The sequence below is a fragment of the Cetobacterium sp. 2G large genome (genome assembly GCF_014250655.1).
In the GTDB taxonomy this organism is placed as follows: domain Bacteria; phylum Fusobacteriota; class Fusobacteriia; order Fusobacteriales; family Fusobacteriaceae; genus Cetobacterium_A; species Cetobacterium_A somerae.
Genome location: NZ_JACHTH010000005.1, coordinates 1 through 24,302, shown reverse-complemented (window position 1 = coordinate 24,302; position 24,302 = coordinate 1). Strand labels below are relative to the sequence as shown.

Genomic DNA, 24,302 nt, shown 5'->3' with positions numbered 1-24,302 from the left:
CCACCTTTTATTTAAATTGCTTTAAGAATCTTACATCATTTTCAAAGAATGCTCTTAAATCATCAATACCATATCTTAGCATTGTAATTCTTTCTATTCCCATTCCAAATGCAAATCCTGATACTTCTTCTGGGTCATATCCTACAGCTTCTAAAACAGCTGGATCAACCATTCCACATCCCATTATTTCTAGCCATCCACTATGTTTACAAAGTCTGCATCCTTCACCTTTACAGATTACACATTGCACATCCATTTCAGCACTTGGCTCTGTGAATGGGAAGAAATGTGGTCTAAATCTAACTTTAGTTTCCCCAAATACTCTTGTTACAAATTGCTCTAACATAGCTTTTAAATTAGCAAAAGATACTTCTGGCCCTACCATTAATCCTTCCATTTGATGGAACATCGGTGTATGAGATATATCATAGTCATTTCTATATACTTTTCCTGGACAAACCATTCTAAACGGTGGCTGATGTTTCTCCATATATCTAGCTTGTACTGGTGATGTATGTGTTCTTAAAACTACATTTTCACTCATATAAAATGTATCTTGTAAATCTCTTGATGGATGTGTTTCTGGAATATTTAACGCATCAAAGTTATAAGAAGTAAATTCTACTTCTGGTCCCTCTGCAACATCAAATCCCATCTCCACAAATATATTTTTTAAGAAGTTCATAGTTTCTGTTATTGGATGTAATCCTCCTGTAGAAACTTCTCTCCCTGGAAGAGAAATATCTAGAGTTTCAGATTCTAGCTGCTCTTTTTTTACCTTATTTTTAATCTCTGTTGTTTTTTCTTCGATTAAAGTTGTTATAACTGTTTTTACATCATTTACCATTTGTCCAAAAGCAGGTCTTTCCTCTGGCGATAAATCTCTCATAGATTTAGAAATTTCAGTAAACTCACCTTTTTTTCCTAAATACTTAACTCTAATTTCATCCATTTCTTGTAGTGTTGCTGCTTTTTGGATAATTAAACTAGCTTCATCCTTTAAAGCATTCAGCTTATTTTTCATTTGTTTCCTCCTAAAACAAGGCTTTTTATTTTATCTCTTTATAACTAAAAATTAGCTCTTTATTTTCAATTAGCAATATCCCATACCTATTATCCTTTAAAGCCCCTGGATTAAAATATTTTATTCCATTTTTTTCTTCATAATAAGGAATATGAGTATGCCCAAAACAAACAGCATCTACATCATATTTTTCAGCTATTGCTTCCAAAGTATACATCTCTTTTTTTACGTTATAAAGGTGTCCATGCGTTATAAATATTTTTATTCCATCTATATCAAATATTTCATTATCATTAAATTTTCTATCAAAAATATCACAGTTTCCTCTAACAATATAAAACTTTATATCTGGAAAAGCAAAAGAACACTCTTCACCATCCCAGCTATGATCACCTGTCCATATTATTATATTAGGACTTTCTTGTGATATTATATCATAAATTTTATTTGTGTTTCCATGAGAATCTGTAATTATTAATATTTTCATATTCACTCTATCCTATAAATATTGATGTTTGAGACTTTTCCATAATATTCAATCCTTTTTTTCCTGTAATTTTTTCAAAGAAATAACCTCTACTCAAATTCCCCATAATTAAAAGATCTAAATTATTAACTTCATTTAAGTACTCTTCTTTAGCTGTTTCTCCATCAAAATTCTTCCATTCTACAACTTTTTCTTTTTCTTTTAAATATTTTAATAATGTATTGTCCTCTATCTTATAAAGTAAAGTTAACATTATAAAGTCTTTTATATCTGGAAAAATATTTATAAAAGAAAATACACTCTTATTTATTTTTACACCATCATCACTTGAAATTCCAACTTTTTCTAAAGATGTTATAGCTTTTTCTCCCACCATTACAATAGGTTTAAAGTGATTTTTCAGTACTGTTACAGCTGATTCTGATAAAGCTTCACCCTTTTCAAAAATCAATAAATCTGCAAGTTTCATATATTCTTTAATTATATCCCAAGGAAAACCAAATTCAACATTTAAAACTGAATTTATCCCTCTTAATTTCAATTTTTCTTGTAGATGTTTTACTTCCTCTTCTTCAAAAGCATCTCTTTCTTGTGAAAAGGAGTTATTACTTAAGTTTACTATCATTCCATCCATTGTTGCTGGTATAATCTCATCCCTTCTAACATCTTTTACATATAGTGGGACTATTTCGTATCCAAATTTCTCTTTAAAAAATATTGCACTATCTATTAGTACATTTTTTTTTGATCCTTCTCCAAATACAACTAAAACTTTTTTCATAATAACTCCTCCTATAGACTTAAATTATTCTTGAGTTGCTTCTTCTGCATCTTCCTCTTTAAAACTTGCTATTGATACAACTTTTTCAGATTCTGATTCATTTACTCTCATAATTTTTACACCTTGAGTTGCTCTTCCAATTATTGAGATTTGATTTACTGAAGTTCTTATAACAATTCCTGACGATGTTATTACCATTAATTCCTCTTCATCTTTAACAGGTTTAACTGCTACAACTTCTCCATTTTTATCACTACATCTTATATTTATAACACCTTTACCACTTCTAGACTGTAATGGATATTCATCTACTCTTGTTCTTTTTCCATATCCATTCTCTGTAATAGTTAAAATAGTCTCATTTGCTGCATCATCTATTAATAGCGCTGATATTACTTTATCTTTAGCTCTAAGAGATATTCCTTTCACTCCACTTGTATCTCTTCCAGTTGGTCTAACATCATCTTTAGCAAATCTAATTGAGTGTCCTAATTTTGTCGCTAAGAAAATCTGTTCTTTTGAATCAACTGGTAAGATTCCAACAAATATTATGTCATCTCCATCTCTTAATTTAATTGCTTTTAATCCAGCAGTATTTATATTTTTATATTCACTTAAATTTGTCTTTTTAACCATTCCATCTCTAGTTACAAATACAAGCTCTTTATCTTGGCTAAACTCTCTTATTTTTATTATTTCTCTAACTTTCTCATCTTCCTTTAATTTGATTAAGTTTCCTATAAGTCTTCCTCTAGCCTGTTTTGAAGATTCTGGAATTTGATAAACTTTTAAGTGGAAAACTCTACCTTTATCTGTGAAAATCATCATTGTATCTAAGTTTGACATAACTTCCATTCTCTCAACAAAGTCATCTTCTATAGTATTTTGAGTTGAAACTCCTTTTCCGCCTCTTTTTTGAGCCTTATATTTATCTAGCTCCATTCTTTTTACATACCCTCTATTTGTTATAGTAACAAGAACACTATCATCTTTTATTAAATCTTCTGGTCTTATCTCTAGTCTCTCTTTTTCAATAGTTGTTCTTCTTGGGTCGTTATATTTATTTTTTATATCATTTAATTCATCTTTTATAATTTCATAAACTCTATCATCATCTGCTAAAATTTTATTTAATTCAATTATTAAAGCTTTTAACTCTTCATGCTCTCTATCAATTTTATCTCTTTCAAGACCAGTCAATCTTTGTAGTCTCATATCTAAGATTGCTTTTGCTTGCTCTTCACTAAATCCATACTTATCAATTAAGGCAATTCTAGCTTCATTACCATCTGCTGATCCTCTAACAATTTCAATAACTCTATCAATATTTTCAAGTGCTATTATAAATCCTTTTAATATATGAGCTCTTCTCTCAGCTTTATTTAAATTAAATTTTGTTCTTCTAGTTATAACTTCAAATCTATGTTTTAAATATTCATCTAAAATTTCTTTTAAGTTTAATACTCTTGGAACATTATTAACTAATGCTAACATAATTATTCCAAATGTTGTTTGAAGCTCTGTATATTTGTATAGTGAATTTAAAACTAATTCTGATTCTTCACCTTTTTTTAACTCTATAACTACTCTAATACCATCTCTATCTGACTCATCTCTTAAATCAGATATTCCAACTATTTTTTTCTCTTTTACTAAGTTAGCTATTTTTTCAATTAAAGATGCTTTATTTAATTGGTATGGAATCTCTTTTATTATTAAACTTTCTCTACCATTTTTTCCTTCTTCTACTTCAATTTTTCCTCTAACTCTAACTCTTCCTCTTCCAGTTGTATAAGCATCATAAATCCCAGCTTCTCCATCAATTATCGCTCCCGTTGGAAAATCTGGACCCTTTATGTATTCCATCAATTGAACTGGTGTTATCTCTTTATTATCTATTAAAGCTAGTATTCCGTCTACAACTTCACCTAAGTTATGTGGTGGAATATTTGTTGCCATTCCTACAGCAATTCCTGTAGCTCCATTTAATAAAAGGTTAGGAAGCTTTGCTGGTAATACAATCGGCTCATCTAATGAATCATCAAAGTTTTTTCTAAAATCTATTGTATCTTTATCAATATCTTCTAATAACTCATTACTTATTTTAGACATTCTAGCTTCCGTATATCTCATTGCTGCTGCTGAATCTCCATCGATAGATCCAAAGTTTCCGTGTCCATCAACAAGTTCATATCTATACGCAAAGTTTTGAGCCATTCTTACCATTGTATTGTATACTGCCGAATCTCCATGTGGATGGTACTTTCCTAAAACTTCTCCAACGATTCTTGCTGACTTTTTATATGGCTTATCACTTGTCATTCCCATTTCATTCATAGCAAATAAAATTCTTCTATGTACTGGTTTCAATCCATCTCTTACATCAGGTAATGCTCTACTAACTATTACACTCATAGAGTAATCTAGATAGGATTGCTTTAACTCTTCCTCTATATATCTATTATTCACATTAGACATTATTTATTCCTCCTAGAACATTATTTTTATTATTGTACCCATACATTTATATATCCAGATTTTTTACAAATTCTGCATGTTCTTCGATAAACTCTCTTCTTGGCTCTACTTTATCTCCCATTAGTTTATCAAATAATATATCGGCTTCTCTTGCATCATCAATTGTAACTTTTAATAAAGTTCTTGTATCTGGATCCATAGTTGTTTCCCAAAGTTGTCCAGGATTCATCTCTCCTAATCCTTTATATCTTTGAAGAGTATATCTTTTATCTTCACCCTCTAGTCCAGCTATGATTTCTTTTAATTGTCTATCAGTATAAGCATAAGATACTGTTCTACCTTGAGTTATCTTAAATAGTGGCGGTTGAGCTATAAATACATTTCCATTATGAATTAAATCTACCATATATCTATAAAGGAATGTTAATATCAGCGTTCTTATATGAGCTCCATCTACATCCGCGTCTGTCATTATTATTATTTTTCCATATCTTCTTTTTTCTATATTAAAGTTATCTCCAATACTAGTTCCAAAAGCTGTTACCATTGCTCTAATCTCTGCATTTTCTAACGCTTTATGTAATCCAGCTTTTTCTACGTTTAATATCTTACCTCTTAATGGTAAAATAGCTTGGAAAGATCTATCTCTACCTTGCTTAGCTGATCCTCCTGCTGAATCTCCCTCAACTATATAAACTTCACAATCATCAGGATTTTTTGAAGAACAATCTGCTAATTTTCCAGGTAATGATCCTATATCTAAAGCTGATTTTCTAAGTACTAACTCTCTTGCTCTTTGAGCTGCTTCTCTTGCTCTTTTTGAATTTAATATCTTTTCAACTATAACCTTTAAATCATTAGGTGCATCTTCTAAATACATCTTTATCTGAGCTCCTGCTACAGTAGAAACTATACCAGTTACCTCACTATTTCCTAACTTTGTTTTAGTTTGACCTTCAAATTGTGGTTGAGGAACCTTAACTGAAACTATTGCTGTTAATCCCTCTCTTATATCAGATCCTTGAAGTTTTCCATCTTTATCTTTTAAAAGTCCTGTAGTTTTCCCTAAATCATTTATTACTCTTGTTAATGCTGTTCTAAATCCACTTACGTGAGTTCCACCTTCATGTGTATTTATATTATTAACAAAAGAGTATATTGTTTCTCTTTGGTTTGTATTATACGTCATTGCTATTTCTACAGAAACATTATCAACTTCTCCACTCATATAAAAAGGAGCTTTCATTATTGGTGTGCTATCCTTTTCAATCTCTTTTATGTAATCTAAAATTCCACCTTCAAATTCTAAATTTACAACTTTTGCAGGCTCTTTTCTTAAATCAGATAAAACTATAGTAAGTCCTTTATTTAAGTATGCTAGTTCTCTTAATCTTGTTTCTAATGTAGAAAAACTATATACTAACGTTTCAAAAATTTCATAGTCAGCTTTAAATCTAACTGTAGTTCCACTATCCTCTGCAACACCAATTTCTGTTACATCCTTTTCTGGTACTCCTCTGTTATATTTTTGGTAATAAACTTTACCTGCTTTTCTTACTGTAACTTCTGTCCACTCAGAAAGAGCATTCACTACAGAAACTCCTACTCCGTGTAATCCTCCAGAAACTTTATAGTTATTATTCTCAAATTTTCCTCCTGCATGAAGAACTGTTAACACTATCTCTAATGCCGATTTTCCATACTTAGGGTGTATATCAACTGGAATTCCTCTTCCGTTATCTACAACTTCTATTATATTATCTGGTAATATCGATACTTCTATTTTTGTTGCATATCCTGCTAATGCCTCATCCACTGAGTTATCTACAATTTCCCATACTAGATGGTGTAGTCCTCTTTCTGAAGTTGTTCCTATATACATTCCAGGTCTTTTTCTTACAGCTTCTAATCCTTCTAAAACTGTAATATTTTCTGCTTGATAATTATTTGTTGTCATCTTTATCCTCCAATATCTTATCTGCAATATTTTTTAAAGAGCAGGGTTTACAAACAAAACCTTCTCCAAAAAACATCATTCCACAAATATCACATTTTTTATAGCCCTTTAATTTTAAGGCATCTTCTCGCTCTTTTGCTCTCTTTTTCAAAACCTCTATTTTCTCTTCTAAAGTTAAATCCTTAAGTTCTGAAATAAAATGCTCTTTTTTTTCTTCGCTAATTTTTTCATCCATAAATTCCACATAGTTACAACTTTGAACCTTTGAAACTTTAAATCTTATATCTTTTACATACTCTTTTTTTAAAATTTCTTGAACTTTTTTTAAATATTTATTTTTGTTCATAGACATATGATGAAGGTAGATACTATCCTCAACCAATACGTATAGAATCCCCTCTTTTATCCAAAGAGGTTCACTTTTTTTAGAAAGTTTCCCAACAATATCTCTCCAATGTCCTCTTATTATACCTTCTTTTAACTTCCTACTTTTTACAATAGCTTCTTCCACTGCTTCACTTACATTCATAATGTCCATCTTGAATCTCTCCTTTATCAATTCTAAAGTTTTTAGATTCTATATTTAAATCAGTTGTTGAACTAATGAAAACTTGTAATTCTCTTTTTTTTAAATAATTTATAATACTCTCTTTTCTTATGGAATCAAAATAAGATGATATGTCATCTATTAAAAAAACTGGTGTTTCTCTTTTTTCTTTTATTACCATATCTATTTCAGATAATTTTAAAGAAAAAATTATCGATTTTTTTTCACCTTGAGATGAATAAGATTTAGCTTCTTTTCCATTTAAAAGAAATTTAAAATCATCTCTTTGTGGTCCTACTAAAGAGTATCCATAGCGTAGTTCTTGATACTTCAACTCCTGTATTTTAAGTTTTATTCTCTCTTCTAAATTCAATAATGTTGAACCTTTTATTTCTCCAAGAAAGCTCTCATATTTTAAATTTAACTCTTTCTTATTATCAAAAAGTTTTCTATAATTTAGATTTAATATTATAGAGATATTCTTTACATATTCTATTCTTTTCAAAATCACTTTAGCTGCTAATTTTATAAATTCTTCTTCATAAATTAGAAACATTTCATCTTTTATATTTTTTTCTTTTAAATACTTATTTCTTATTTTTAAAAGTTTATTATAATCTTTCAAACTCTTAAAATATTCAAAATTACTTTGAGCAATCTCTCCATCAAAAAATCCTCTTCTAAAACTAGGACTCCCAACTATTAACTCTATATCTTCTGGAATAAAAGTTACAATATTTACCTTTCCGTAAAATTCATCAAATGGAGTTTTTTTCCCATTATACTTATACTCTTTATGTTTTTTATCAATCTTAACACTCAAAGTTTTTTCAGAAACTAAATCTCTATAAGATATGTAGCTTCCCATTTTTTCTTTATTGTATTTTATCAATTCTATATTTTTTGAGGTTCTAAAACTTTTCCCAGTAGCACTAAAATAAATAGCTTCTAATATACTTGTTTTTCCTTGACCATTTTTTCCAAAAAATAGATTAAATCTTGAAGAAAATTGTATATTTCTATCCTCTAAATTTCTAAAGTTTATGTAATTCATTTCAAGAATTTCCAATGTTTATTTCACCCCAAAACTATAATAGATTTAAGCTACTACAAATACTAATCCTAAAAATTCAACCTTATCACCTGGATAAAGTTTTTTCCCACGTCTCTCTTCTACTTCTCCATTAACTTTTACTTGCCCATCTAAAATAAGCTCCTTAGCTTGGCCACCAGTACCAATTTCACCAGTAAATTTAAGAAATTGATCTAACTTAATAAATTCTGTAGAAATTTTTATCTCCTGCATCTTTACCTCCTAAAATATTTTTAGTCTATTATACATTTTACCATAAAACTAACTTTATTTCTATAAGATTTATCATGGTTTCATGAGGGTTTCTCCCTTTAAAATAATATTTTTATTAAATTTTATTATTTTTTTATTATTTTTCAATATAAATACAAATAGTATAATTTCAATTCTTTTTATTGTTTTTTTCTGTTATTTTTTTATTATTTTTTATTAAAAAATTCTTTAATTTTATTACAATAAAAAAGTGTACATTTAATTTTTTTATGTTATTTTTTAAACTTTTAGTTTTAATTATGTTTTTTTTGTTATATTTACAAAATAAAAAGTGTACATAATTTTTCTTATTATTTTTATCTATATACATATATTTTTTTTACTAGGCAACTTGTCCTATGTATATTATATATTTTAGAATATAATTAAAAGGATAAAGTAATTTTTGATAGTAATATCAAAATAATATTATAGTTATAGAGGAGCTGGTAATGTGTCTATACTGAGAAGTATATTCGGGATTTTTGTAATTTTATTTTTAGGTTATCTTCTATCTTACGATAGAAAAAACATCAAATGGAGAACAATTATAGCTGGTTTTGCACTACAATTTTGTTTCGCCTTTATAGTAATGAAAACGTCTGGTGGAGCTTATATCCTTGAGTCTGTTTCTAATGGTTTTAACAAAATAATTGCTCAAGCTAATGAGGGAATACAATTTGTTTTTGGAGGATTATACACGCCGGGAACTAACATCGCATTTGTTTTCGCTTTTAATGTTCTACCTCTTATTATTTTCTTTGGTGCTTTAATCTCTGTATTATACCATTTAGGAATTATGCAATTAGTTATCAAATATATCGGTGGTGGAATATCAAAACTTTTAGGAACTAAAGAAGCTGAATCTGTATCTGCTGCTGCAAATATTTTTCTTGGTCAAACTGAAGCACCACTAGTTATAAAACCTTATATAGCAAATTTAAGTAGATCGCAACTTTTTGCTGTTTTAACTTGTGGAGTTGCCTCTGTTTCTGGTTCTACTCTTGCTGCATATGCTGCTTTAGGTGTTCCTATGAAATATTTAATTGCTGGTTCTTTCATGGCCGCTCCAAGTGGATTAGTTTTCGCTAAACTAATCATGCCTGAAACTCAAGCTGAATCAGAAGATGAAAAAATTGAGTTTACAAAAAGTGATTCTGTTAATGTTATCGAAGCTGCTGCAAAGGGAACTATTGATGGTATGAACATCGCTCTTATAATCGGAGCTATTTTAATATCATTCATCGCTCTAGTTTCTCTAGTAAACATGATTTTAGGTGGAATTGGAGATCTATTTGGAATCCAACTTACTCTTCAAACAATTTTAGGTTATATTTTTGCTCCTATAACTTATGCTATGGGTATTCCATGGCACGAAGCTGTTTATACAGGAAGTTTATTAGGACAAAAAATGGTACTTAATGAGTTTGTTGCTTATGTAGATTTCACAAAAAACATAGCTGGACTTTCTGAAAAAACAATAGCTATTATGAGTTTCGCTTTACTTGGATTCGCTAACGTAGCCTCTTTAGGACTTCAAATTGGAGCTTTAGGAGCTATCGCCCCTAATAGAAGAAGTGAAATTGCTCAAGTAGGTATGAGAGCCGTTTTAGCAGGTTTCTTAGCTTCTCTTTTAAATGGAGTTATAGCAGGAGTATTTTTCTAAAACTATATATTTACTCATAAAAAGACAAGAAAATTTTCTTGTCTTTTTTTTATTATATATTTTTTATATTTTTTTTATTAACTATTGTTTTTTAGAATTTTATATTATATACTCGTACAAACAAAAATAATTAACTAGGAGGAAACAATGAAGAAAAAAATCAGAATACCTGATACGTATGTCATTATCTTTTTTGTAGTTGTCTTTGCTGCAATTCTTACTTACCTTATTCCAGTTGGTAGCTTTACCATGGAAAAAATTCAATACGCTACTGAAGCTGGTATGAAAACTAGAACAGTTCCTGTTCCAGGAAGTTTTAAATATGCATTAAATGATTTAGGACAGCCACTTACTAAAGGTATTCCTATATTTGCTGCTGGCGGAGATATGAGTGTTACTAACTATATCTTTGAAGGTCTTGTTAGTGGAGATAAATGGGGAACTGCTGTTGGTATTATCGCATTTATCCTTATCACTGGTGGAGCTTTTGGTATTATTTTAAAAACTAAAGCTGTTGAAGCTGGAATACTTAATATGATTAAAAAAACTAAAGGATCTGAGGCACTGCTTATACCTCTTGTTTTCCTTCTATTCTCTTTAGGTGGAGCTGTATTTGGTATGGGAGAGGAAGCTATTCCTTTTGCTATGATTCTTATACCTATAGTTGTTGGTATGGGATATGACTCTATCACCGGTATTTTTATGTGCTATATATCAACTCAAATTGGATTTGCTACATCTTGGATGAACCCTTTTAGTGTGGCTATCGCTCAAGGAGTTGCTGGAGTTCCTGTACTTTCTGGAGCTATGTTTAGAATAGTTATGTGGATATTCTTTACAGCTTTTGGAATTATCTATACTATGAGATATGCTAAAAAAGTTAAAGCTAATCCTGAATTATCAATATCCTATGAAACTGATAAATTCTTTAGAGATGACTTTAAAGCCGATGAAGCAGAGGACTTAGAGTTTAAATTTGGACATAAACTTGTATTTTTAACAATATTCTTAGGAATGTCTTGGATTGTTTGGGGAGTTGTTTTCCATGGATACTACTTACCTGAAATAGCTGCACAGTTCACTATTATGGGTATTGTTTCTGGAATTATTGGAGTTATCTTTAAATTAAATGATATGACAGTTAATGATATTGCTATCTCTTTTAGAAAAGGTGCAGAGGACCTTATTGGAGCAGCTCTAGTAGTTGGAATGGCCAAAGGTATTGTATTAGTTTTAGGTGGAGTAGACGCTGGAACTCCTACCGTTTTAAATACTATCTTAAATGCTGTTGCTGGGATTCTAGGTGGATTACACGCTTCTATATCTGCAGTTGCTATGTACTTCTTCCAATCTGTATTCAACTTCTTCGTTGTATCAGGTTCTGGACAAGCAGCTTTAACAATGCCAATTATGGCACCACTTTCAGATTTAGTTAGTGTTCCTAGACAAGTTGCAGTATTAGCTTTCCAGCTTGGAGATGGATTTACAAATATGATTGTTCCTACATCTGGTATCTTAATGGCCATTTTAGGTATTTCAAAAGTCGAGTGGGGAGTTTGGGCAAAACAACAAATTAAATTCCAAGGTATTTTATTTGTATTAGGTTGCGTATTTATTGTTGTAGGTGTTTTAATTAATTTCCAATAATAATAATAGGATGAAATAAATTTATTTCATCCTATCTTTTTATTTTTTCATAAAAAAAAAGATGTATTTCTACATCTTTAAAAATCTTTTAATGGCGGGAGTGACGAGGGTCGAACTCGCGACCTCATGCGTGACAGGCATGCGCTCTAACCAACTGAGCTACACCCCCATATGGTGGAAACAACTGGACTTGAACCAGTGACCCCCTGCTTGTAAGGCAGGTGCTCTCCCAACTGAGCTATGCTTCCTTATAGATTTTTTAGTGGTGCCCAGAGGCGGAATCGAACCACCGACACGGGGATTTTCAGTCCCCTGCTCTACCGACTGAGCTATCTGGGCATCTTTTGTTACCTGCTATAGGTACCTTTAAAATGGCGGAAGGTCAGAGACTCGAACTCTGAAGTCTTGCGACGCCGGTTTTCAAGACCGGTTCCTTACCAGTTAGGATAACCTTCCATATTAATGGTACCCCGTAGGGGAATCGAACCCCTGTTTATAGAGTGAAAATCTATTGTCCTTACCACTGAACGAACGGGGCAGGTGAGTGGTGGATCCAGCTGGAGTCGAACCAGCGACCACTCGGTTATGAGCCGAGTGCTCTAACCAACTGAGCTATGGATCCGTTTATGGCGTGTCTGAAGAGATTCGAACTCCTGACCCACGCCTTAGAAGGGCGTTGCTCTATCCAGCTGAGCTACAGACACATTAGATGGTGCGTCATACTGGGCTCGAACCAGTGACAACACGATTAAAAGTCGTGTGCTCTACCATCTGAGCTAATGACGCATTTTTATGGAGCGGGAGACGAGGGTCGAACTCGCGACATTCAGCTTGGAAGGCTGACGCTCTACCAACTGAGCTACTCCCGCATATTATTCCATCTTTATTATTTAGTTGTTTTGGTGGCGGGGGCTGGATTCGAACCAACGACCTTCGGGTTATGAGCCCGACGAGCTGCCAACTGCTCTACCCCGCGATATATAAGTGGTGCCTGGGGCCGGAATCGAACCGGCACGCTATCAGATAGCTCAGGATTTTAAGTCCTGTGCGTCTACCTATTCCGCCACCCAGGCTTCCTAGTTGAAGGAGCTTGTCGCTTTCGCGCTTCGCTGTCCCTCACGGACATTAATAATAATATCATAAATTATAAACAAAGTCAACAAGTTTTTTTATTTTTTTTAAAGTTTTTTTTTGTTTTCTTGGACACCCTTTAAAAACCTTTATTTTTCAATGGTTTTCAAAAGGCATCTTATTATATTTTTTTTATAAATTTTTCATAAATTTTTCTAATTGGTTCTAAAATATTTAAAAAAATAAGTAAATTTATTAACTTTTTTTTATAACCTTTTAAAGTTTTAAACTCTAAAAAATAAAGTTTTTTATTATTTCCATGCCAACTTTTTCCCCACCAGTGTATTCCATATGTATTTTCAGTTATTTTTTCATAAGAAAATTCTTCTGTAAAATGATATGGATAGAAATATTCATATGGATATATTTTTATTCCATCTTTTAACTCTATAATTTTATTTTCTCCTATAAAGCTATAATCTTTTTTTAATAAATACTGAATTATAGCTGGAATTGTATATACATTTATATTCCAAATATCATTTTCATAAAACTCTAACATTTTTTTAAAAAATATATGACCTTTTTCTGCTCCTATTATTCCTGCACTTGGTTGATTTTCATCTTCCATTCCTAAAAATAGTTTATCCTCTAAAAATCTATCCAAGGATTTTAAAATTTGCATATCTGAATCTAAATAAATTCCACCATTTTCATATAAAACTTTAACACGAAAATAGTCTGATAAAAATGCCCACAATTTTCTTTTATAACACTCTTCTAAAAACCTATTTTTTTTTATTTCATTATAAAAATCTAAATTATCTTCGTTCCACTCTATTATTTCATAATTTGGAAGTTTTTCTCTCCATGAGTTTATACATATATCCATTATATTTGGTTTAGGTCCTTTTCCTAACCAGATGTAATGTATCTTTTTTTCCATAACCCCTCCTAGAAATTAGGTATTTTTTGAGTATTTCCTATATCTTTTCTCATTAACTTTCTTAATAAATTAGAAAGTTTAGGAGCGATATAAACCAATATCTCTTCAAAATTTCTATTTTTTATACCTTTTACATCCTTAAAAATTGTTCTATAATTTTTTAATTTTTCTTTATAATTTTTATTAGAATTTATATATCTATAAACAACAACTTTATAGAAACTTGGTAAAAGTTTTGATAATGCCTCTCTTCCATAATCATCCGTTTTACTATATTCATTTAAGAGCATATAACAAATTTTTTCAAGAGAGTTTATACTTTTATCTGTTATAACACTCATTATACTACCACTTCTCTGTCTATAATAATAAAATGCTATATCTATATATTTAACTCTTTTAGCTTTTAAATAAACCATTGGAGTAAAATAGCTATCTTCATGTATCAAATTGTCATGAAAATATAACTTATTTTCACATATAAAATCTCTTCTATAAACGTCATCTACAACCTCTTCTCTAAAACATTTTGTTCCTTGAAAAAGAGTTAGAAAAAATTTAGTTCCTTTCCCAACTGTAAAATCTTTAATTTCTTGAGATCTAAAAAGAGGTTCTCCAATTTTTTCAGTAGAAAAATATCTCATATTTCCAACCATTATATCTAAATCTAATTTTTGTCCCTCTTTAAAAAATTCTTCAAATCCTTTAGAGTCAATTATATCATCACTATCTATAAATGATAGATATTCACCTTTTGCATCTCTTATCCCAGCATTTCTTGCTGATGATAATCCACCATTTTTTTTATCTATAATTTTTGTTATCTCTGAATACTTCTCTTTATATTTTTTTAAAATATCTAAACTTCTATCTGTTGAACCATCATTTACTAAAATAACCTCGTACTCTATATTCTCCACCTTATATATACTATCTAAACATTCTTCTAAAAAAGTTTCAACATTGTAAACTGGTACTATAAATGTAAGTTCCATAACTTTCTCCTATATATCTCTATTATTATTTTTTCATCAAATTCATTTAATATCTTTTTACGTCCATTTTTTCCCATTTCATCTCTTTCTTCATTTGACAAATTAATAAATCTCTCAATTTTTTCTGATAAATCTATCGAATCTTTTACATTAACTAAATAACCATTTTTTTTATCCTCAATAATCTCTTTGCATCCAGTTACATTTGTTGCAATTATTGGTTTTTCCATACTTGCAGCTTCCATTAAAACTTTAGAGATCCCCTCTCTATAAGATGGTAAAACTACACAATCAGATGCATTTATAACGTTTTCTACATCCTTACGATGTCCTAAGTACTCTAATATCCCTGCTTTTTCATACTCATTCATTTTAACCTCGTTTACACCGTTTGCTGCATCTCCACCTAAAGCTCCTAAAAATAAAAATTTAACTTCATATTTCTTTTCTTTAATTATTCTAGCAGCTTCAACGTATTCTCTAACACCTTTATCGTAAAAAGCTCTGGCTACCATTAAAAAAATCAACTCTTTATTCGACTTTCTTGAAATTGGTTTAAATTTCTCTGTATTAACTCCTTCTCCGGGAAGAATGAATATTTTTTTCTCATTCACAATATTTTCATCTATTAAACGTTTTCTATCATCTTGATTTAAAACCCAAACCTCTTTGGAGTAATTTAAAGAAATCTTATATAAAGTTTTAGCTATTTTAGACACAATTCCTCCTTCAACAAAGGAGTAACCCAATCCTGTTAAAACTGCTATACTTGGAATTTTTGCACATTTAGCTGCTAAAGTTCCATAAATATTTGGTTTAATTGTGTAGTGAAAAATAATATCAGGCTTCTCTTCAATATAAATATTTTTTAATTGAAGAAACAATTGAAAATCCTTTACAGGATTTACTCCTCTTAAACTTAACTCTATAGGAATGTGTCTAATTCCAAGGTCTTTTGGAAAATCTATTCTAGAGTCTTTTGGAGCTACAGCTACTACCTCGTGCCCATCATCTATCAATGCTTTTATAACTCCATATCTGAATATATATATATCCCAAAGTACATTTGCAGTAAAAAATATTTTTAACTTTTTCATAAATACCTCTCAATTAATATTGTATTAATAGTTCTTTTCCATGACTTTCTTTCAAGTATTTTTTACTTTCAATCAGTTCCTTCTCTCTTTTCTCATAATTTAATTTATTAAAAATAGCATTTTCATATTTATAATTTATTTTGTTTCCTGGAAACATCATACTTTTATAGATTCTTACAAAACATAGTAAACATATAATTATTACTAAAATTTTCTTATTTTTTACATTTTCTATCGCTCTTGTTAAAACTAGCCAAGCTCCATAAATAAATAATATTCCTATTCTTAATGAAACTATAGAAAGCTCTGAAGTAAAAAGAAATATAGATATCCAAATATAAGCGCTATTTTTTATAATTACATCTTTTTCATACTTATATGCTAAGAAAAATATTAAAGTTCTTTCTAAATAAAATAAATTTAATCCTCTTATTAAATCTTTAGGAACTACATCTCTATAGTTAATTAATTTATTTTCAAGAATTTTGGGTAAGTATTCGAAATTTAATTTAAAAATTAAGTGAAAAATTTTTAAGTCTAGTAAATAATATATACTTCCTAATATAAAAATACCCATTATAATTTTATTTTTATAATTATAATTTAAAATAAAATACATTGGTAAATAAAATACTGCACTTGTATGAAATAGTATTCCCAATATATTTAAAATTAAAAAAGGAGCTATTTTCCTTTCTTTTATATATTGAATAGAGAATAAAAATAAAATCATTGCTTTTATATTTCTTAATAGTTCTACTTCAATATGTAATCCTTGAATACTAAAAAATATTGCAAATGCCATTATTGGATATTTACAATATTTTTTAAATATAAAATATAAAGCTATAAAATCAATAGTTGTAGTTATCAATTGATAAAAAATATAGTTTCTAAAAAAACCTCTAATTAAAGAGGTATATAACATATATCCTTTTTCATAAATGTAAGTTGAGTTCATAAAGGAAGGATAGTAAAAATACCAATCCCATCCTAAAAATCCTCTTGTTCCTAAAAATATAATTAAAATAATAATTATACCTTTTAAGATTTTTTCCTTTTGAGCTTTATTTTCTGAAAAAACATCATAAACTCCTAACACTAATAATATCAAAGCTATTGATATAAAAATCATTTTAGTTCCTCTTTATAAATGTTTATATATTTTTTTGCAGTTCCTTCAATTGAATATATTAAGCTATTTTTTATCCCTGCTTTGCTTTTTTCAAAATAATATTTTTGATCTTCCAAACTCATAATTTTTTTTACTAAATCATTTACATCTCCCAGTTTAAAAAGAAGTCCACTATCCCCAACAACATTAGCCAATCCCTCTACATCACTTGCTACAATAGGAGTTCCTGCTGCCATAGCCTCTAATGCACTTAATCCAAATCCTTCAAAATTAGATGATTGTATCGCTATATCACTTCTTTTTAAAAGTGCTGGAATAGAATTTGAATACCCTAAAAATTGAACTCTATCATTTAAATTTAACATTAAAACTTCACGCTTTACAGCTTCTTGAGTTTCTCCTTCTCCAACAAAAGTCAACGTATAATTTTTGGGTAATTTCTCCATTGCTCGTACTACGGTTAAGTGATCTTTAGATGAATGAAACCTTGAAACCATTATTAAATTATTTCCTTTTCTCTCTTTAGGCTTTCCCATAAATGCCCTTAATGAAACTCCATTAGGTATAATCTCTATTTTTTTTATATTTAATCCTACCCATTTCATAAGTTCTCTAGCAGTAGCTTCTGATATTGCTATTACTTTATCGTAAGAACTATATATAAATTTATCTAAAATTTTATATACCCACTTCTCTCTTCTTCTATTGTGAGTACTATGTTCTGTTGTTATATACACTACTTTTTTATTTAAATATTTTGCAATACTTGTCCAAATTTGAGCATGAACAAGATGAGCATGTACTATATCTATTTTATTTTCTTTTACTATTTTAGATATTTCAAATGGATTTCTTAAACTAAATTTATCATTTGCTTTAAGAGTGTAAATTTTTACACCTCTTTTTTTATATTCTTCTAAAAATTTTTCATTTTTAGTATCTAAAACTAATAACTCCACTTCCATTCCCTGTTTTTTTTGAGCTGGAATTAAATCTAATAGTAGCTTTTCTGCTCCACCTAATTCTAAAGATGTTATTATGTGAAGTATTTTCATTTAATTCTCCTTTTCTTTTTTCCAATCATAATACATCGATTGGAAAAATCTAATTAAAAACTTAACTTTATTTTTAATTGGGATTTTTTTTCTCAACATATATTGGTAATATAATTTTAATCCTTTAGGATTATTTTTTATTATCTCATTAAATTTTCTTGTATAACCATCATCCAAATATTGATAGTAATATATACCCTTATCTATGTATCTAAAAATATAGTTTTCACCTATCTGATTCCAAATATATCCTTCGGGAATAAATTTTTCATTCTCTATTTCTGGAAAAGGATACTCTCTCATTATAGAAGTTTTAACTATTTCAGCCTTATCTCCTAATATTTTTTTATTGTAAAATATATCTAAAGGATTACTATCTATTTGAGCTCCCCCAAAAGTTTCATTTTTTCTAACACTTTCTCCATTATCAAAAACTTCAACCTTTCTGAATACAATTCCAGCATAATCATCTGGTAAGGTTACAATTTCTTCCTCTATTGTTTCCATTGCTTTTTCGCTTAAATAATCATCACTATCAACAATAAAGAAAAACTCTTTTTCAGCTAAAGAAACACCTATATTTATTGCTCTCATCTTCCCACCATTTTTTACTCTTTTATATAATATGGGAATCTCATCTTCATCTATAAATTCTTTTATCAATTTTTCAGTTCCATCACTCGAACCATCATCAACAACTATCCATTCAAAGTTTTTCACTGTTTGATTTTTTAAACTTTTATATAATCTCCTCAATGTTTGTTCTCTATTATAGGTTGGTGTAAATACAGTTATCATCACTCTTACCTTCCTTTTCCAAAAACAACTGTTTTTAAAGTTTTAAATAAAATTACTATATCTAAATATAAGCTATAACACTTTATATAATATAAATCATATTCTAATTTATTTTTAGCATCTTCTACTGTTGCCCCATATGGATACATTACTTGTGCCCATCCAGTAAGTCCTGGTTTTACCATGTGTCTTAAACCATAATAAGGAATTTGTTTTTCTAACTCCTTTATAAAAACCATTCTTTCAGGTCTTGGTCCAATAAAACTCATATCTCCTCTAATAACATTTAAAAGTTGAGGTAATTCATCTACTCTTGTTTTTCGCATAAAATTTCCAAATTTTGTAACTCTTGGATCATTTTTTTGAGCCCATTTTGCACCATCTTTCTCTGCATCCTGTCTCATACTTCTAAATTTATATACAGGAAATTCTTTTTCATTTTCTCCAACTCTATCTTGAGAATATATAATTGGACCCGGACTTTCTATTTTAACAATTATGGCAGCAATTATCATGATTGGAAAAGTTAAAGCACCTATTATAATAGACATTCCAATATCAAAAACTCTTTTTACCTTATTTTGAAACTTACTTCTTAAAATCTCGAATCCATAGGCATTTAATAACCACTCTTCATTTATATATGAAACTTCAACTTTTTTTTCGATTTCTAACATATAATCTAAATATCCCATTACATGAGTATTTCTTAATTTTATTTTTAGTATTTTTTCAATTTCTTTTTCCTCTAATTTAATCTTTCCTAATAATAATAATCTTATATTATTAGTTTTTACAAAGCTTTCTAATTGGTCAATATTATCATTAAAATCAATATAACTATATCCCTCTAATTTCTCTAAACTCTTTTCTAAGTTAAATTTTAACTCCCCAGATCCATAAATAGTAACTGGTTTAATTCTATAAACACTCATATTTATAAGTGTTCTTAAAAAAATAGTAATCGTAGCAAACAAAACAAAGAATATAATCAACCAAAAATCCCAACTTATAAAAAACCAAATAAAAAAGAATATAAAGTTTAATCCAATTACAGTTAGATAATTTCTTATTGAATACTTAGGCACATCAAAATTCATTAAATCAAATAAATATAGCCCTAATATTATAAAAGAAAATACTCCAATACCTATGATGCTCGTTTCTAATGTTAACCCTAAGAAATTTGTTAATATTAAAAATAGAATACCTAAAATACCTATATAAAACGCTCTTAACATTAATTCTCACTATCTCCTTCATAAAGAACGACTCTTTCTCCATCCTCTATTATATTTTCATCAGCTCCATTTTTATCATAAAATATAATTGCCTTAAATATTTCATCTTTAGAATCTAAACCATACTCTGAAAATAAGGCTGTTGGATAAGCCTCATCTCTATAAGATACAACTGTTAATATATTATTATTTCTAATTAAGTACTTTGTTTTTTTATTTTTACTAGCTGCATCTTCATCATCTCTACCAATTCTTCCAAGTATCTTCCCTAAAATATCTAATTGAAATTTATCCTCATCATTTTTTACTTCCCAAACACCTGAATCCTCTTTTTCAATTTTAACTTTTCTCATCTCTTTCCCAGTTTTTAAAATATATCTTATATTTCCCATACTATCAAAAGCAAATGGTAACCCCTCATCCTTTAAATTATAAGAAGCTAAGTTAAATCCTGGTTGAATACTTCCTGGAACTCTTTTTTCAATATAAATAGCTGGCAATTTATCATCTATTGGTATCGTCTTTAATTTTAGCTTTTTACTTTTTATAACTTTTTTATCATTCGGATTTAACTGTTCAATTAAAACTATATTTTCCACTTTTGGATATAATCCTACTATTGGTAAAATATCTCCTGATACATATTTTTTTTCATAACTAAAATTAGGCATTCCACCTATACCCATTATTGTTACTTTTAATAATTCTGTATCACTACTTGGTTCATATTTCATACCATAAGCCAATGGTGTTCTTCCATATGGATTATATCTTATAAATGGATCTTCAAAGGTATAGTTTTTCTCTTCGTATTCTTTCTTTAATTCTTTTTCATATTTTTCATCTTGAACATATAAATCACCGTATAAAGCAGCTTTTCTAATATCAAATCCTTTTAACATCTCTTCTATCTCTATTGCTAAACTTGGATTTACATTTCCAATTTTATAAAGAGTTTTACTTATTTCAACAATTTCCTCTAAATCATATTTTTTCATATCTTTTTTTTCAACAAACTCAACAGTTATAGGAGATTTAGATAAAATTTCACTTATTTCTATTAAGTTTTCTTCTGAAAGTTGATCAAAAGTATCTTTACTATTTTTTATTGGTAATAGTTTAGTTATTCTATCTTTAATTTTTATAACTTCAGGTCTATTTTCAATAGTTTTAATATTGTTATCAAAATTACTTTTTATTAAATCTTCTTTAAAATACTTACCTAATTCTGGAGATAACAATGCTAATTCTTTTAAACCTTTTATAACTTTAGCATTTTCTACTGCTTTATTGTAATCTGTATTTTCTGAATAAGAAGCTATATCTGGATTATTTATAAAATCAACTAATTTTCCATCTTTTAAAATAGAAACTGCCATTTCCATTTTATCTGGAGATAAACTTTCTAGAATTCTTTTTAATTTTCCATCTTTTAATTTTATATCAAAAATTTTTTCATTTTTTTTCTTCTCACTATTTTCATATATTTTAGAAATGCTTTTATTATTTTTTAATATATTTTCTATTTTTTTTCTATTAAATAATAACATAAAACCGATTATTATTATTAACACAGAAACTATCGATACTATTACTTTTTCTTTTTTTATCATATTTTACATTCACCCCGTTTTTAAATTTTTAAATTCCCTACTATTATACACTATATTGAATTAATTGTATAAAAAAAAGAGCTAAAAAGCTCTTTAAAGTTAAATATTTTTCCAAAAAATAAAAAAATGGCGCTTCTTGCTGGGCTCGAACCAGCGACAACACGATTAACAGTCGTGCGCTCTACCAACTGAGCTAAAGAAGCACTTTTTTAAGATTGGCAACTTCCTATCCTCCCAGGGGGCTGCCCCCCAAGTACTTTCAGCGTTTATGGGCTTAACTTCCAGGTTCGAAATGTTACTGGGTGTACCTCCATAGCTATCGTTGCCAATCAATATTTATTTGTGTTCTTGAACACTTGAAACTATATAGTAGTATATTAAGGTTAAAACTTCGATATATTAGTATTGGTCAGCTAAAAGTCTCACAACTCTTACACCCCCAACCTATCAACCTCCTAGTCTCGAAGGTATCTTAAAGAGTACTTATCTTGAAGTCAGTTTCCCGCTTAGATGCTTTCAGCGGTTATCTGTTCCAAACGTGACTACCCAGCTGTGCCACTGGCGTGACAACTGGTACATCAGAGGTTTGTCCATCCCGGTCCTCTCGTACTAAGGACAGATCTTCTCAATACTCTAACGCCTACAGTGGATAGGGACCGAACTGTCTCACGACGTTCTGAACCCAGCTCACGTACCGCTTTAATGGGCGAACAGCCCAACCCTTGGGACCTTCTCCAGCCCCAGGATGCGATGAGCCGACATCGAGGTGCCAAACTCTACCGTCGATATGGACTCTCGGGTAGAATCAGCCTGTTATCCCCAGGGTAGCTTTTATCCGTTGAGCGACGACCCTTCCATTCGGAATCGCCGGATCACTATGTCCTGCTTTCGCACCTGCTCGACCCGTCAGTCTCGCAGTTAAGCTCTCTTATGCCATTGCACTCTGCGGTTGATTTCCATCCAACCTGAGAGAACCTTTGAACGCCTCCGTTACTCTTTCGGAGGCGACCGCCCCAGTCAAACTGCCCACCTAGCACTGTCTTCGAGGGTACAAACCTCAAATTAGAATTCCGACATAGTATGGTTGGTATTCCACCAGTGACTCCGCGTAATCTAGCGACCACGCATCATAGTCTCCCAACTATCCTATACATACGATGCCAAAACCCAATACCAAGCTACAGTAAAGCTCCATGGGGTCTTTCCGTCCTACTGCAGGTAACCGGTATCTTCACCGGTAATACAATTTCACCAGGCCTCCCGTCAAGACAGCTCTCAGATCGTTACACCATTCGTGCAGGTCGGAACTTACCCGACAAGGAATTTCGCTACCTTAGGACCGTTATAGTTACGGCCGCCGTTCACCGGGGCTTCAATTCGGAGCTCTCACTCCTCCTCTTAACCTTCCGGCACTGGGCAGGTGTCAGCCCATATACGTCGCCTTACAGCTTAGCATAGACCTGTGTTTTTGTTAAACAGTCGCCTGAGACTCTTCACTGCGGCCTCTCATAGCTTTGCGTCGCGTGTACGCTCACCATAAAAGGCACCCCTTCTCCCGAAGTTACGGGGCTATTTTGCAGAGTTCCTTAACGAGAGTTAGCCTGTCCGCCTTAGATTTCTCATCCTGACCACCTGTGTCGGTTTGGGGTACGGGCACTAATATCTTTATAACGCTTAGAAGCTTTTCTCGGCAGTGTGGTATTTGCACCTTCCATCTTACGACTCCTCATCACACCTCACGTTTAGTCTAGCGGATTTTCCTACTAGACCACGCTACATGCTTGAACTGGCACTTCCGTTCGCCAGCGTGCATAACCTCCTGCGTCCCTCCATCACTTGATATCAGTGGCACAGAAATATTAATCTGTTTTCCATTCGCCTACGCAATCTAGCCTCGGCTTAGGACCCGGCTTACCCAGGGGAGACAAACTTTACCCTGGAACCCTTGGTCTTCCGGCGTGGGGGATTCTCGCCCCCATTCTCGCTACTTATTCCTGCATTCTCACTTCTGATACCTCCAGAGTCTCTTGTCGATTCTCCTTCAACGGCCTACAGAACGCTCTCCTACCAGTCGCTTACGCAACTCCACAGCTTCGGTTTATAACTTAGCCCCGTTACATTGTCGGCGCAGAGACTCTCGACCAGTGAGCTATTACGCACTCTTTAAAGGTATGGCTGCTTCTAAGCCAACCTCCTGGTTGTTTGTGAATCTCCACCTCCTTTCCCACTTAGTTATAATTAGGGACCTTAGCTGGTGGTCTGGGTTGTTTCCCTTTTGACCATGGAAGTTAATTCCCATAGTCTCACTCCTGAGCTCTAGAATTATGGTATTCGGAGTTTGATTGACTTCGGTAAGCAGTATGCCCCCTAGGTCATTCAGTGCTCTACCCCCATAATTGAACACTCAAGGCTGCACCTA

General features: G+C 30.7%; 18 protein-coding genes, 12 tRNA genes and 2 rRNA genes. 2 read left to right on the top strand and 30 right to left on the bottom strand.

The features are described from left to right. Window positions 1–7: 7 nt before the first annotated feature. From pheS to yaaA, 8 genes are read right to left on the bottom strand one after another with little or no spacing between them, the layout of a single operon-like run. Window positions 8–1,024, bottom strand: a complete 1,017-nt coding sequence (gene pheS / locus H5J23_RS02800; protein ID WP_023050785.1) for a phenylalanine--tRNA ligase subunit alpha — start codon at window positions 1,022–1,024, stop codon at window positions 8–10. Window positions 1,025–1,049: 25 nt separating this feature from the next. After that, complete coding sequence (locus H5J23_RS02795) at window positions 1,050–1,511, bottom strand: metallophosphoesterase (RefSeq protein ID WP_185890928.1); 462 nt, start codon at window positions 1,509–1,511, stop codon at window positions 1,050–1,052. A gap of 7 nt (window positions 1,512–1,518) precedes the next feature. Next, window positions 1,519–2,292: a hypothetical protein gene (locus H5J23_RS02790; RefSeq protein WP_185890926.1), complete on the bottom strand. Its 774-nt coding sequence runs from the start codon at window positions 2,290–2,292 to the stop codon at window positions 1,519–1,521. A 24-nt stretch (window positions 2,293–2,316) separates the two neighbouring features. Beyond that, window positions 2,317–4,770: a DNA gyrase subunit A gene (gyrA, locus tag H5J23_RS02785; protein ID WP_185890924.1), complete on the bottom strand. Its 2,454-nt coding sequence runs from the start codon at window positions 4,768–4,770 to the stop codon at window positions 2,317–2,319. 46 nt (window positions 4,771–4,816) lie between these two features. Continuing rightward, window positions 4,817–6,727, bottom strand: coding sequence for a DNA topoisomerase (ATP-hydrolyzing) subunit B (gyrB, locus tag H5J23_RS02780; protein WP_023050781.1), 1,911 nt, complete (start codon window positions 6,725–6,727; stop codon window positions 4,817–4,819). Continuing rightward, window positions 6,714–7,265 (bottom strand): DUF721 domain-containing protein, encoded by a 552-nt coding sequence (locus H5J23_RS02775; protein WP_185890922.1) that lies wholly within the window; start codon window positions 7,263–7,265, stop codon window positions 6,714–6,716. The genes gyrB and H5J23_RS02775 overlap by 14 nt, the downstream gene beginning before the upstream one ends. Continuing rightward, a complete protein-coding gene (locus H5J23_RS02770) occupies window positions 7,243–8,343 on the bottom strand; it encodes a DNA replication/repair protein RecF (RefSeq protein WP_023050779.1) in 1,101 nt (366 codons plus the stop codon). The genes H5J23_RS02775 and H5J23_RS02770 overlap by 23 nt, the downstream gene beginning before the upstream one ends. Window positions 8,344–8,373: 30 nt before the next feature. Next, window positions 8,374–8,580, bottom strand: a complete 207-nt coding sequence (gene yaaA / locus H5J23_RS02765) for a S4 domain-containing protein YaaA (protein ID WP_023050778.1) — start codon at window positions 8,578–8,580, stop codon at window positions 8,374–8,376. A gap of 493 nt (window positions 8,581–9,073) precedes the next feature. Between yaaA and H5J23_RS02760 the strand changes: the two genes are divergently transcribed. After that, window positions 9,074–10,285, top strand: coding sequence for a NupC/NupG family nucleoside CNT transporter (locus H5J23_RS02760; RefSeq protein ID WP_023052493.1), 1,212 nt, complete (start codon window positions 9,074–9,076; stop codon window positions 10,283–10,285). Between the two features lie 147 nt (window positions 10,286–10,432). Continuing rightward, window positions 10,433–11,932 (top strand): putative basic amino acid antiporter YfcC, encoded by a 1,500-nt coding sequence (yfcC, locus tag H5J23_RS02755; protein WP_185890920.1) that lies wholly within the window; start codon window positions 10,433–10,435, stop codon window positions 11,930–11,932. A gap of 92 nt (window positions 11,933–12,024) precedes the next feature. On the opposite strand, the gene H5J23_RS02750 is transcribed toward yfcC, so the two are convergent. The 22 genes from H5J23_RS02750 to H5J23_RS02645 form a co-directional block, all read right to left on the bottom strand. Continuing rightward, window positions 12,025–12,101 (bottom strand) — tRNA-Asp (locus H5J23_RS02750). A gap of 3 nt (window positions 12,102–12,104) precedes the next feature. After that, window positions 12,105–12,180 (bottom strand) — tRNA-Val (locus tag H5J23_RS02745). A gap of 15 nt (window positions 12,181–12,195) precedes the next feature. Next, a tRNA-Phe gene (locus H5J23_RS02740) sits at window positions 12,196–12,271 on the bottom strand. A 33-nt stretch (window positions 12,272–12,304) separates the two neighbouring features. After that, window positions 12,305–12,388 (bottom strand) — tRNA-Ser (locus H5J23_RS02735). 7 nt (window positions 12,389–12,395) lie between these two features. Beyond that, window positions 12,396–12,470 (bottom strand) — tRNA-Glu (locus H5J23_RS02730). 7 nt (window positions 12,471–12,477) lie between these two features. Then, a tRNA-Ile gene (locus tag H5J23_RS02725) sits at window positions 12,478–12,554 on the bottom strand. Window positions 12,555–12,559: 5 nt separating this feature from the next. Beyond that, a tRNA-Arg gene (locus H5J23_RS02720) sits at window positions 12,560–12,636 on the bottom strand. A gap of 6 nt (window positions 12,637–12,642) precedes the next feature. Further along, window positions 12,643–12,718 (bottom strand) — tRNA-Lys (locus tag H5J23_RS02715). Between the two features lie 7 nt (window positions 12,719–12,725). Further along, a tRNA-Gly gene (locus H5J23_RS02710) sits at window positions 12,726–12,801 on the bottom strand. Between the two features lie 31 nt (window positions 12,802–12,832). After that, window positions 12,833–12,908, bottom strand: a tRNA-Met gene (locus H5J23_RS02705). Window positions 12,909–12,917: 9 nt separating this feature from the next. After that, a tRNA-Leu gene (locus H5J23_RS02700) sits at window positions 12,918–13,005 on the bottom strand. Between the two features lie 179 nt (window positions 13,006–13,184). Then, on the bottom strand, window positions 13,185–13,949 hold the full coding sequence (locus H5J23_RS02695; RefSeq protein WP_023052523.1) for a glycosyltransferase: 765 nt from the start codon (window positions 13,947–13,949) through the stop codon (window positions 13,185–13,187). A gap of 8 nt (window positions 13,950–13,957) precedes the next feature. After that, a complete protein-coding gene (locus H5J23_RS02690; protein ID WP_185890918.1) occupies window positions 13,958–14,944 on the bottom strand; it encodes a glycosyltransferase in 987 nt (328 codons plus the stop codon). Next, window positions 14,926–16,041, bottom strand: coding sequence for a glycosyltransferase family 4 protein (locus H5J23_RS02685; RefSeq protein WP_185890917.1), 1,116 nt, complete (start codon window positions 16,039–16,041; stop codon window positions 14,926–14,928). The genes H5J23_RS02690 and H5J23_RS02685 overlap by 19 nt, the downstream gene beginning before the upstream one ends. A gap of 13 nt (window positions 16,042–16,054) precedes the next feature. Next, window positions 16,055–17,176, bottom strand: a complete 1,122-nt coding sequence (locus H5J23_RS02680) for an EpsG family protein (RefSeq protein ID WP_185890915.1) — start codon at window positions 17,174–17,176, stop codon at window positions 16,055–16,057. Further along, a complete protein-coding gene (locus tag H5J23_RS02675; protein ID WP_185890913.1) occupies window positions 17,173–18,231 on the bottom strand; it encodes a glycosyltransferase in 1,059 nt (352 codons plus the stop codon). Before H5J23_RS02675 ends, H5J23_RS02680 begins: the two co-directional genes overlap by 4 nt. Continuing rightward, on the bottom strand, window positions 18,232–19,029 hold the full coding sequence (locus H5J23_RS02670; protein WP_040406165.1) for a glycosyltransferase family A protein: 798 nt from the start codon (window positions 19,027–19,029) through the stop codon (window positions 18,232–18,234). It abuts the gene before it with no gap. 5 nt (window positions 19,030–19,034) lie between these two features. Then, window positions 19,035–20,270 carry a sugar transferase gene (locus H5J23_RS02665; RefSeq protein ID WP_185890912.1) on the bottom strand — a complete coding sequence of 412 codons (1,236 nt, stop codon included), beginning with the start codon at window positions 20,268–20,270 and terminating at the stop codon, window positions 19,035–19,037. Next, window positions 20,270–21,883 (bottom strand): hypothetical protein, encoded by a 1,614-nt coding sequence (locus H5J23_RS02660; protein ID WP_023051807.1) that lies wholly within the window; start codon window positions 21,881–21,883, stop codon window positions 20,270–20,272. Before H5J23_RS02660 ends, H5J23_RS02665 begins: the two co-directional genes overlap by 1 nt. A gap of 127 nt (window positions 21,884–22,010) precedes the next feature. Then, window positions 22,011–22,086 (bottom strand) — tRNA-Asn (locus H5J23_RS02655). Between the two features lie 10 nt (window positions 22,087–22,096). Further along, a 5S ribosomal RNA gene (rrf, locus tag H5J23_RS02650) occupies window positions 22,097–22,213 on the bottom strand. A 49-nt stretch (window positions 22,214–22,262) separates the two neighbouring features. Then, window positions 22,263–24,302: ribosomal RNA gene (locus tag H5J23_RS02645) — 23S ribosomal RNA — on the bottom strand; the annotation flags it as partial.